Source organism: Bradyrhizobium sp. USDA 3311, assembly GCF_054062495.1.
On the sequence record NZ_JBSSFI010000001.1, the window covers coordinates 3,938,214 to 3,949,793 of the forward strand.

Sequence of the window (11,580 nt, forward strand, 5' to 3'; positions counted from 1 at the left end):
TTTGGCGGACCGTTAAGCATGTCGCGCCTTGGCGGGGCGCGGCGGGACCGCAAAAACGTCTTGGACACCATCGAAGCGCTAGCCTCGACCGATTTCCGCCGGGTCCAACGATGTCTGCCTCCGATTGTCTCGTGACAGAAACTCCGCAACTGCTGCTGGCTGCGCTCGAACGTGCCGACGATGGCGTCGTCATCGTGGATGACACGCAGCGCATCATCCACTTCAACACCGCCGCGGAGCGGATCTGGAAGCTTTCGCGCACCGAGGTGCTCGGTCGCGATGCCGCCGTTCTCACGCTCAAATGCCTCCAGGCCGACGCGGTCACGGATTTCCGCGACGAGATCAGCCTCATGCGGCGCGACGGCAGCCGCATCAAGGTAGCCATCACGCTGTCCTCCGCGACCATCGATGGCGCGGTCCATCGCATCGTGTTCGCACGCGACGTCACCGCGGAGGCCGAGCGCCGTGCGCGGATCGCGCTTCTCCACGCCGTCTCCGACCAGACCAACCGCGTGGTGATCATCACCGACACCGAGCAGAACATTGTCTACGTCAATTCGGCGTTCACTTCGCTCTTCGGCTATACCAGCGAGGAGGCCGAAGGTCGCCGCGCGGGCGAGCTCATCGCCGGTCGCCACACCGATCGCAAGGCCGTCGCCAAGCTCGTCAAGCGTCTGATGCATGGCGACCGCCGCGGCGAGGCCGAGGTGCTCGCCTACGACAAGGACGGCGAGGAGATCTGGGTCTGCGCCCGGATCGATGCCTTCCGCGACAAGAAGGGCCGGGTCAAGCACATCTTCGCGCTGCTCGAGGACATCACCGAGACCAAGCAGCTGCGCTCGCTCCAACAGCTCATCATGAGTGCGCTGGCCGACGAGGTCCCGATCGCCGAGATCGCCGATCGGCTGTGTCGCCGCGTCGAGGAGATTGCGCCCGACGTCGTCTGCTCGCTGCTTCACGTCGATGCCGCGGGCCTGATCCACCCGCTCGGCGGTCCCAGCTTGCCCGAGGACTATTGTCGCGCATTGGACGGCGTTGCGATCGGCCCCAATGTCGGCTCCTGCGGAACGGCTGCCTACTATGGCGAGCCGGTTCTGGCTGAAGATCTCGACACCGATCCGCGCTGGCAGCCCTACAAGGCGATGCCGCTCGGGATTGGCCTGCGCGCCTGCTGGTCGACCCCGGTCAAGGCCAAGGACGGCCGGGTCATCGCCACCTTCGCCTTCTACTATCGGGAACCGCGCGCGCCGAGCAATTGGCACCGGCGCATCGTCGATGCCTGCGTCAACCTCGGTGCGTTTGCGATCGAGCGCAAGGAGGCACGCGCGGAGATCGCGCGGCTCGCCTATCACGACATCCTCACCGGCCTGCCCAACCGCGCGCAGCTGCGGCACCTGATCTCGGCCGCGATCGACGCCTGTCCGACCGGCAGCCACGTCGCGCTGGCCTTCCTCGACGTCGACCATTTCAAGGACGTCAACGATACGCTCGGCCACGCCGCCGGCGACGAGCTCCTGATCCAGCTCGCGCAGCGCCTGCGCGAGCAGATCGGGCCGGAAGATATCCTGGGCCGGCTCGGCGGCGATGAATTCGTCGTGCTGCTGCCCCATCGCGACGCCGAGGGCGCGGGGCGTGTCGCGACCGGGATCACCGAGGCGCTGGCTGCGCCGTTGCGGCTCGGCTCCCGGCAGATGCAGATGTCGGCCAGCATCGGCATCAGCCTCTATCCCGATCATGCGACCGACATCGACACCTTGATGCAGCAGGCGGACGCCGCCATGTACATGGCCAAGCAGGCGGGACGTTCGACCCATCGGCTGTTCAGTGCCGAGATGAACGGGTTGACCGAGCAGCGGCTGGCGCTGATCGCGGCGCTGCGCCGCGCCATTGCGGAGGGCGAGCTCACGCTCAGCTACCAGCCGCAGATCCGCAGCTGCGACGGCGCGATCCACGGCCTCGAGGCGCTGGCGCGCTGGCACGATGCCGAACTCGGCGACGTCTCGCCGGCAAAGTTCATCCCGCTCGCCGAGGAATGCGGCCTGATCGAGCAGATCGGCCTGTGGTCGGTGCGCGAGGCATGCCGGCAGATGGCGAGCTGGCGCCGCGCCGGGCTCAGCATTCCCTGCGTGTCGGTGAACCTGTCGCCGATCAATTTCCGCAACGTCACGCTGGCGGCGCGGCTGGCCGACATTCTCGCCGAATACGGGCTGCCGCCGGACGCGCTGATGCTGGAGATCACCGAGGGCGCGTTCATGCAGGACAGCGTCGCCGCGCTCGAGACGATGAACGCGATCCGCGAGCTGGGCGTCGGGCTCTCGGTGGACGATTTCGGCACCGGCTATTCGAGCCTCAGCCGTCTCGCGCACCTGCCGATCCGCGAGCTCAAGATCGACCGCAGTTTCATGCGCGACATCGAGACGGACGCCGGCGCGCTCGCGATCGCCACCGCCGTGGTGCGCGTGGGGCAGGGTCTCGGCATGACCGTCGTCGCCGAGGGCGTCGAGACCAAGGCGCAGCGCAAATTGCTGGCCGATCTCGGTTGCGACGTCGTGCAAGGCTTCCTCTACGCGCCCGCGCTTCCCCCGGTCGCGTTCGAGCGCTGGCTGATCGAGCACTGCGCCGAGCAGGCGAGGGCGATGCTGGGGCGGCTCGATGTTGCGCCGGCAGATCGCGAGGTGGTGAAGCGCTCGGCGTAGAGCGTGGACTCCTCACTAATCGGCCCGCGAAGGCGTGCCATGTCCAAATGTGCGGTGCATCGTTCGCGTGGCACCAATCGACATCCGCCGGAGACGGGCCGCCGGCGTCGGCGCACAGCGCCGGGCGGCGATCGTGGTTTACGCCACCGCGGTGATCAAAACAATCCGGGGCTCAAATCCAGGCCATCGGTGAGCGAGAGCACGAACACGAAAGCGCACGCTCCGGCCAGCAGCAGGGCGTGTTTCGCCACGTCGGCGCGGGTGACCGAGACGACCGTCCGGGAAATCGCGTTGATGATTGTTGTCACGTCGGCCTCTCGATCTTTCACATCCAATGAAGCAGCTTCCGCCGCCGGCACCGTCAGTCGGCCCAGGCTGCGACGACCAAGGGAGGATCACCTTGCGCGGGTGCCGCGCGCGCGATGAGGACGCCGCCAATCACGTGAACGACGCCGAATCCCAGAAGAACGAGGACCATCAGCTGTGTTTCGCTCAATCGTCCCGCGTTCTTGCCCCTTCGCTTGTTCAGCATCTGACGAGCGAGCGTTTTCGTATCCGGCGACGGCGTCGGGTCACAAAGGTTGATTTCGACCCGATCGAAACCGAGATGCCGGTAGCGATGAATGACATTGATTGCCTCTCGGCGGCGAGATTCGTGAAGTGCAGCAATGATCGTTGATGCCAGGGAGCTCCGCGGTAGCGCGGGTACGTCGGTCTTCATGGCTAGTCTCCTGATGCTGCGCGGGTGGGCGCGTGCGCCGGGCCCGCCTGAAACGATTGAAACCTGCATCGAAATCCGCCGCCGAGGCGGCTCTGGCTCTCGCAGCGGCAAAGGCCCTCAGCGCGACGCCGATTCCGGCGAGGGCAACAAAGAGAATGACGCCGATTGCTGGTCGCATCCGGCTGGGCTGCGCCTGAGCAGGACCGGTTCCCAGAAGAATCGGGTGGTTTCGGACGTCGCCTCGTGCGGGCAAATCCCGATGTCTCTGAGGTATTCGGGCTTGTGCCTGAGGTCGGCAAGCAGCTCCGCCCTGAAGCGGGCGCGCTGGTACCAGGTGGCGAACAGCGTGAGGGGCGCCAAACCGCGCAGATCAAAATCCTTTGCGGGGGGAATGGTGTCGGACATTTGCACTTGGGACTTTGCCCGGGGCGCATTCGCGGCCTCAGGAAATGACGCGCGACGACCTCTGGGCTTTGCGGCTTCACCGCAGTCGTGAACTTGATCGTTCAGATGGGTCAATGCGATCTCCTGTTTGATGGCCGTTGTGAAGCCGGAGTCCATCAGTCGTCTCCGAAAAGGAGCGGTGCGACCGGAGGTGCCGAGTCCGAAGCCGCCCCGGCACTCGGAGCGGCAAGGGCCGTCAGCGCGACGTCGATCCCCGCAAGGACCACGAAAAGAACTGCGACCGCCGCTAGGAGGTGACGCGCGCGCATGACCGCTTTCCGGATGAAATTGCCGAGCGTCGGTTCACCATTCGGCATCCCGTCGCAATGCGATCAAAACCTGCAGGGGTCTTCGCCGGCGTTATTCAATCGTCATCGGCGCGTTAATAATGTTCGCAAGGGTGGCAATTGCTGTAGAGTGTATACCAAATGGGTGCGTCTGATTGAATCGGAGGCGGAGTGGCCACAACTACATCTGCGGCGTGCCCAATCTTTAGTCTCTCGCTTCTGGGACGTTTCGTACTGACAGGGCCGGATGGCGCCGTCAGCCTGCCGAACAAGAAGCTCGCGGGGTTGCTGGCCTTTCTGGCCTGCATGGCTCCTGACCCGCAGTCACGCGAAAAACTGTCGACCTTGCTGTGGGGATCTCACCTCGATGCGCAAGCGAAGCAAAATCTGCGACAAGCGCTCTTCAAGCTACGTCAAATCCTGGGTCAGGATGCGCTGAGGAGCGATGGCGAACTCGTGTCGCTGAATGCCATGGTGATCGCATGCGATGTGAGCCAGTTTGAGGAGCTTGTCCAGGACGGCAGCCGTGATGCATTGAGTGCGGCGGCGGACCTCTATCGTGGGCGCCTGGCTGATGACATCAGCGTCGGCGAAGAAAGCTGGAGCGAATGGGTAGCCGGCGAACGCGAGCGGTTATCGGAGCTGGCTCTGGGCGCTATGGTGACGCTCGGCGGGCATGAGCTGTCTGAGGGGCGTGCGGAGCAAGCCCTGCGAACCGGCCAGCGCGCCAATGCACTCAATAACCTGCGCGAAGATTCGCATCGCTTGATCATGCGCGCTTTGTCCGCAACGGGACGTAACGCCGAGGCGCTCAAATACTATCGGGACGTCGTTGCCTTGCTGAAGCGCGAGCTGAGCACCGAGCCCGATCTGGCAACCAGGTCGCTGGCCGCGGAACTGCGCAGCAATCACCCGCAGAACGCCGCGCCGGCTGCCGGTGAGGTCGCGCCGGAGGCCTCACCCCCGCCGGCGCTCGTCATGCACGGCGAGAGGCCGTCCTTGGTGGTTCTGCCGTTCAGCAACATGAGCGGTGACCCCGAGCAGGACTATTTCGCCGACGGCGTCACTGCGGACATCATCACGGCCTTGTCGCGCTTTCGCGCCCTTGTGGTGATTGCACGCGGGACGAGCTTTGCCCTCCGGGACAAGGGAATGACCAGCCAGCAGATTGCGCAACAACTCGGTGTCCAATACGTCTTGAGCGGCCAAATTCGCAAGGCCGGCAACCGCATTCGCGTGTCGGCCGAGCTGACCCATAGCGGCAGCGAGGCTCAGGTCTGGTCCGATCGCTATGACCGCCCACTGACCGACATCTTCGATCTGCAGGATGACGTCAGCAGCAGCGTCGCTGCGGTCGTCGATCCCGCCGTTCGCAGCGCCGAAATCGAACGCGCGCGTCGCAAGCCGCCAACCAATCTTTCTGCTTACGATCTCTACTTGCGTGCCCTTCACCACCTCTGGGGCGGCACCCGTGAGGATATCACCAAGGCGATCGACCTGCTTCGACAGTCTCTCAGCCTTGATGAGGCGCGCTCGCCGACGCTCGCGGCGCTCGCCTGGGGACTCGTCATGGCTTCGCCGCTTGGCGCACACACGTCGCCGGACGCCACGACCGAGGCGCTCAGTCTCGCGCGTCGCGCGGTCGAGCAGGACGGTACGGACGCCTTTGCCCATGCGGTGTATGGCTTCACACTGTTTGGGCCGGCCGGCGACAACGATCAGGGGCGTATTCATGCCGTCGAGGCCGTGAGGCTCAATCCCAGTTCGGCTTTCGCGTGGGGTACGCTCGGAATGATCGATAGCATGGCAGGCGATTACGAGAACGCAGTCACATGCCTTCATCGTTCTCTCGTCCTCAGTCCCTACGACAGCATGCTGCATTTGTGGATGACAGGATTGACGGCGTCTTGCTTTGCGCTCGGGCGCCACGAGGATGGCATCGCCTGGGCACGCAAGTCGGTTCAGCACAATCCGGGCAATGGCACCGGCCATCGTATGCTGGCGGCCAATCTGGTTGCCGCCGGCCGCCTGGAAGAAGCCCGCGAGATCACGCGGCGTCGCGATGCAACACAAAAAACAACGATCCGCGATCTGCGCGCCATGCGCTTTTTCAAGCAAAACGATGCTCTCGAACGCTACCTTTCGGCCCAGCAGGTTGCCGGTGTGGCCGATTGAGCGTCAAGCGCCGAGTGCAACGAGAAGCGTGCGACCGGTCATGAAGACGAGGATGAGCGAACCGACCGTCCACAGTGTCGCGCGAACTTCGTGGATTTGTCCCGTGAGATAGGCCAGAAAATGCAGCAGGCGTGAGGCAACGTAGCCGTAGAGCAGCCACTGCGCGAGCCGCAGCGACGGCTGCGTGAGGATATAGAGCAGACCCGCGACCAGGAAATACGGCAAGCTCTCGAGATCGTTCATCTGGATCCGGCGGATCCGCTCGACACGTTCGTTGGGAAGAAGCTGCGCTGGATCTGGCGCAGGATTCATCGGGGTCTTCTTGATATCCTCCGGCGAACGGTAGCCCCCCTTGGCTTGCACCATACGGATCACGGTCAGCCATGACATCGCCACGGCCTTCAAGATCATCAGGGTGGCGGCAACGACATACGTGGCGAAAAGGGGATCGTGAAGACTCATTCGGTCCAATTTGGCCCCCTTGTGACGTTTCCACGTGAGATGCGCGACCGCGCCGCGCCACCAGGCAAAGGACGTCACCCGTCCGCGTATAGCCCGGCGCGCTCGCGAACGCCACCGCCGTGGTGTGCGCGGGGCAGGGCGACATCGGCCGGGCAGCAAGAGACCGCCCGAAGGCGGTCTCGCACTCGGGAGAGAAGGCGTTCCGTCAGATATCAACCTGGATGGCCATGTTGGAGCGTACCCAATCGGATTGCCCAGCCTTTAGCCGCTTAGCCTGGAATTCTGCGAAAGCTGGATCGGCACCTAGTGCCGCCAAGGTGCGCCCATAAGCTTCTACGCTATCGAAGCGAGCGACGAAGGCGTAGTTCCCGACCTCGCCACCGATCACCGACCAATAGCTGACATCGGCCCCGTGTTTTTTCCAAAGTGTCGCGCCGTCCTTTGCAAGCTGTAAGATAGTCGCGAGATCGCTACCGGGCCTTGGATGCGAAACGAACTGCATGACAACTGCAGGCATTTTCCCCTCCAATGAAAAATGATGGCGCCAAACGACCCGGCTGGTCATTTGGTCCGAGGAGAATTCCAAACAGCGCGGCTCTCGCGCTTGATCTGGATCAACTCAATTTCTCCAGCCTGACGGCAGGCTGCCCGCTCTTGCGCCGCGGCATTGCATGGAGATCGCCCATGATCGAGCAGCGCAATCGAGTTGTTCAGGTCAGCCGCTTCGGTGATCCCGAGACACTGGAAGTTGTCGATACCCGCCTGCCGACCGCCGGCCGGGGCGAGGTGCGCGTTCGCGTACTCGCGTCGAGCCTCAGCTACACCGAGGTATTGATCAGGCGGCATCTGTACCCGCAAACGATGCGCCTCCGGCCGCCATTCGTCATGGGCTACGACGTGGTGGGGGCAATCGATCAGCTCGGCGAAGGCGTGCACGACTTTCAGATTGGCGACCGTGTGGCCGACATGACGGTGGTCGGGTCAAACGCCGAGTATCGCACGCTTCGGGCGGACGACCTGGCCCGCGTGCCGGTTGGCGTGGACGCCGCTGAAGCGGCCGCGCTGATCTTGAGCTGGACGACCGCGTACCAGCTTCTGCACCGCGCGGCCAAGGTCCAGCGAGGCCAACGTGTGCTCGTGCACGGCGCCGCCGGCGCGGTCGGCCAGGCGCTGCTCGTGCTCGGGAGACTGGCGGGCCTCGAGCTGTGGGGCACGGTGCGCGGCGAGCATATGGCGCTCGTCCGGGAGCTCGGGGCAACGCCGATCGACTACCAGCATGAGGACTTCACGCGGGTTCTGCCGGGCGGGTTCGATGTCATCGTCGACGGGGTCGGCGAAGACGGCTATCGCCGCTCATACGCGGCGCTCAAGCCAGGCGGTCTGCTCTGCGCCATCGGCTTCTCGGCGAGCGTGCAGGCACGGCGTCGGATGCTCCCCATCGTGATGGAGATCGCGCGCCTCTATCTGTGGAGATTATTGCCCGGCGGCAAGCGAGCCCGCTTTTACTCGGTAAATGCCATGCGGGCGCGACATCCCACCTGGTTCAAGGAGGACCTGGAGGAATTGTTCGAGCTTCTGGCAGAAGGTGCCATCCGGCCGCGCATCGCCGAGCGGATCTCCTTCGACGAGGTCGCCGAAGCTCACCGTCGCCTCGAGGCTGGCGGTCTCGAGGGCAAGCTCGTGCTGTGCCCGGATCTCTCCTCGCGACGCAGCCAGCGCTCCGCCTGACGCGGTGCGACGCTGCCCGGGCGTTTCCGCTACGGTCAGGACCGCCGCTCGGAATGACCGCCAACAACTTCCATTCGAACCCAAGACGCCGAGCCGGCTGTGAGCATGACGATCGGCAGGAACGGGCCAAAAGTAGCCCTTACGGTCCGGCTCGCCCTGAGCGAAGCCGGATCGCTCGCCGACCAGGGAGTGGCTCACTTCCGGGGCTCAACGACTGTCTTTGTTGATCCGTCCGGCGCTGCCTGCATCCCCGGTGGGCTTTGACCTTGCGGACTTTCCGGCTGCGCACCACCCGACTTTGTTTCAATCGGTCCGGTCCAACCTTGCGGCTGCAATTGACCTTTTTCTTCCGGCGCCGAGCGCCCAGTCGGCGTGTTCAAGTCTTTCCTCGGATCGGCTTGCGCTGTCGCAAATCCGCACGACACGGCCCAGCAAATCGTCGTTATCAGAATAATCCTCACGGCGACCTCCGCTTGGCTGAATGTAACAAACAGGCTGGGCCACCCTTCAGTTCCGTATTGCAATGCGAGCGAACGACCGATCTAAAAAGAATGTCCGTTTCGGGTCCAGTCGCGTCGGTTCGACAGGACACCGAGGACTTCCGGTCAAGCCTGGTGGACTGACATGATCAGCGCCGGTCAGCTTGTCTCAAACGGGCCAATAGGTGACATTCGAGATGGAAGGTCGCCAATGTCGGCAAGCGAATGCCTTCACGTTATTGCTCCCGCACGCCTCCCTTCCTTAGCCCATCGAGAATTTCATCAAATTCCCGACGAAACTGCGGGTTGCTTGAGTATCCGTAGCCAAACTCACGGAACCACTGGATCGTGAAATCTGGTCGGATCTTGTTCAATTCAGTCAAGCTCTGCCGCGCCGGCTCCAATTGCCCGCTGGCTCCGTAAGCCGAGACCAGATCTACATAGGCGTACCAGAATGCGTTGTTTATGTTGATCACTCGCCTGCAGTCCTTGGCGGCTTCTTCATATTCCTGAACGTGCAGGTGTGCATGGCAAAGGTTGTAATACCAAGAGACGGCAATCGGATCTTTCGGGCTGAGGCGGAGTGCCAGCTGAAGCGGCGAGAAGGCTTCGCGGGCCCGCCCGGAGAGGATGAGTGCAAGTCCTTTCTGAGCGTAGGCGATCGGAGAATTTGGATTGATTTCAAGCGCAGCGTCGTATTCAGGCAACGCCTCCTCAGGGCGCCCAAATACTCGAAGAGTGTCCCCCTTTACCACGTAAGCCAACGCGTTTGACGGGCTTTTCGCAAGAGCCCTGTCGATGAGATCAGTCGCTATTTCTCTATCTTCGGCCATGGACGTCGACCACCTGAAGCCCGCAGCAATGGCTAAGCACCATGCTTTCGCGATCATTGCATCGACGTTATCCGGATCGAGATGCAACGCACGGTCGAACAGGTCCTTTGCCTGCGCAATTTCCGTCTTCGACCGGGGCTCATAGAACTTTGCCCAGCCGCGCATCGTGAAGTCCATGGCGTCTGGATTTCTGGATTGGTCCTTTTCGCTGCGGCGGCTTTCGGCTTGCATGAGTTCAATGTTTAGCGAGCGTGCGAGCCGTCCCGTGATCTGGTCCTGCAAGGCGGCGAGATTCGTGCGATCGCCGTCGAAGCGATCGGACCAGATGTCGCGACCGCTTGCGGCATCCGTAAGCGACACGTTGACCCGGATCTGATCTCCGTTGCGCCGCACCGCGCCCTGTACCGCCCATCGGATGCCGAGCTCCTTGCCGAGCGTCTTAAAGTCGATCTGCTTGTTCTTGAATGTAAAGGCCGTTCCCCGTCCGATGACGAAAGCGCCGGGCATTTGCGCGAGATCGGTTGTCAGATCGGTCGTAATACTATCGGCGAAGTAGTCCTGCTCCGGATCGTTGTTGAGGTTTGCAAATGGCAGGACGACGAGAGACAATCGGGGAGCAACGTCAGGCCTGGCCGTAGCCTCTCTTTGCGTCTGTTGCTTGTCCGGAAACACATCGGTGCGGAGCGTCTTCCACACAGTCCAGTAGCCGACGAGACCACCCGCGATCGCGCCGATAGCGGCGATCGAGGCGAGCGCTCCGCCGATCAACTGCAATCGCGCCCGGAGGCGACTCTTTAGATTGCGAAGATCGCGATCGGATGGTGGTTTCCCCAATTGCTCCTTATCGGATGTCGCTTTGTCCGGTTGCTCGTTATCGGATGTCGGTTTGTCCGGTAGATCGGTGGAGACTTCCGAGTTCGTCATCGTTGCCTCCGCGCAGGAGCCAAACGTCCGGATTCCAAAAACTAGCAGATTTTCGCGGCTTTGGGTTGGTCAAGGTTGCTGACAAGTTCAAGCCTCTCTCAAGTTGTCGCTTGGACAATCGCCCCAGCCGCTGTCACTCCGCCGCCAACCCCGTCCTCCGCCGCAAATCCGTAATCGCGCGCAGAAAACTGTCGGCCGGCGTCGTCTCCGGATCGATCAGCCGGTGCAGGCGAAAGCCGTCTTCCAGCGCCAGCACGACGGAGGCCATCCACGGCGGGTTGAGCGTGTTGTTCTTGCCGTTGCTCTTCAACGTCGCCTCGACGATGTCGGCGATCAGCTTGCGCCGCGCGCGCAGGCGTTTGGCGAGCTCGGGCCGGCGCTTCTCGGCGCGCGCGACGTAGAGGATCATCTCCATGTGCAAGAGCGGCGAGCGGCCGAGCGGATCCTGCCGGCTGCGGTCCATCGTTCGCAGCGCCGCGATGAAATCGTCGAGATTGTCGTGCTGCGCGAGGATGTCCATATTGCGCCGGATCGACTGCTCGACATGGTCCTCGAGCATGGCGATGATCAATTCGTCCTTGCTGTTGAAGTTCGAATAGAACGCGCCGCGGGTAAAACCGGCGGCTGCTGCGATCGCCTCGATGCTGGCGCCGCCGATGCCGTCTTCCTCGAACACCCGCGCGGCCGCCTCGAACAGTCTGTCGCGCGTGTCGTCCCTGGTCGGCCTGGTTCTCACCCTTGACATCGGACGAGGTTAGGGCAGAATGCAACTCGATACAACAATGTATCGAGTTGATAATTTCAGGGGATGGTTACGCCGGGCAGTGGGGC

The 11,580-nt window shown here is 62.9% G+C and carries 10 protein-coding genes; 3 read left to right on the forward strand and 7 right to left on the reverse strand.

The features are described 5' to 3' along the window. Positions 1–110 precede the first annotated feature (110 nt). Positions 111–2,696, forward strand: a complete 2,586-nt coding sequence (locus ACVWW6_RS18660) for an EAL domain-containing protein (protein WP_456681210.1) — start codon at positions 111–113, stop codon at positions 2,694–2,696. A 155-nt stretch (positions 2,697–2,851) separates the two neighbouring features. Here the strand turns inward: ACVWW6_RS18660 and ACVWW6_RS18665 are convergent, their stop codons facing one another. The 3 genes from ACVWW6_RS18665 to ACVWW6_RS18675 form a co-directional block, all read right to left on the reverse strand. Further along, entirely contained in the window at positions 2,852–3,031 is a 180-nt protein-coding gene (locus tag ACVWW6_RS18665) for a hypothetical protein (protein WP_131234274.1), read from the reverse strand. Positions 3,032–3,057: 26 nt separating this feature from the next. Next, a complete protein-coding gene (locus tag ACVWW6_RS18670) occupies positions 3,058–3,417 on the reverse strand; it encodes a hypothetical protein (RefSeq protein ID WP_080668335.1) in 360 nt (119 codons plus the stop codon). Between the two features lie 117 nt (positions 3,418–3,534). Next, positions 3,535–3,978 (reverse strand): DUF1127 domain-containing protein, encoded by a 444-nt coding sequence (locus tag ACVWW6_RS18675; protein WP_304567451.1) that lies wholly within the window; start codon positions 3,976–3,978, stop codon positions 3,535–3,537. 341 nt (positions 3,979–4,319) lie between these two features. On the opposite strand from ACVWW6_RS18675, the gene ACVWW6_RS18680 reads away from it, so the two are divergent. Further along, positions 4,320–6,323 carry a BTAD domain-containing putative transcriptional regulator gene (locus ACVWW6_RS18680; protein ID WP_060908572.1) on the forward strand — a complete coding sequence of 668 codons (2,004 nt, stop codon included), beginning with the start codon at positions 4,320–4,322 and terminating at the stop codon, positions 6,321–6,323. A 3-nt stretch (positions 6,324–6,326) separates the two neighbouring features. Here the strand turns inward: ACVWW6_RS18680 and ACVWW6_RS18685 are convergent, their stop codons facing one another. Beyond that, positions 6,327–6,863, reverse strand: coding sequence for an MAPEG family protein (locus ACVWW6_RS18685; RefSeq protein ID WP_011089282.1), 537 nt, complete (start codon positions 6,861–6,863; stop codon positions 6,327–6,329). Positions 6,864–6,990: 127 nt separating this feature from the next. Next, the gene (locus ACVWW6_RS18690) at positions 6,991–7,302 is read right to left on the reverse strand and encodes a hypothetical protein (RefSeq protein WP_231166563.1); all 312 of its coding nucleotides are present in this window, start codon (positions 7,300–7,302) and stop codon (positions 6,991–6,993) included. Between the two features lie 167 nt (positions 7,303–7,469). On the opposite strand from ACVWW6_RS18690, the gene ACVWW6_RS18695 reads away from it, so the two are divergent. Further along, on the forward strand, positions 7,470–8,513 hold the full coding sequence (locus ACVWW6_RS18695) for a medium chain dehydrogenase/reductase family protein (RefSeq protein WP_182869421.1): 1,044 nt from the start codon (positions 7,470–7,472) through the stop codon (positions 8,511–8,513). A 715-nt stretch (positions 8,514–9,228) separates the two neighbouring features. Here ACVWW6_RS18695 and ACVWW6_RS18700 read toward each other — a convergent pair. Together ACVWW6_RS18700 and ACVWW6_RS18705 are read right to left on the reverse strand one after the other, a co-directional pair. Further along, entirely contained in the window at positions 9,229–10,749 is a 1,521-nt protein-coding gene (locus ACVWW6_RS18700; RefSeq protein ID WP_456681211.1) for a tetratricopeptide repeat protein, read from the reverse strand. 133 nt (positions 10,750–10,882) lie between these two features. Continuing rightward, positions 10,883–11,494 (reverse strand): TetR/AcrR family transcriptional regulator, encoded by a 612-nt coding sequence (locus ACVWW6_RS18705; protein ID WP_161533731.1) that lies wholly within the window; start codon positions 11,492–11,494, stop codon positions 10,883–10,885. Positions 11,495–11,580: the final 86 nt, after the last annotated feature.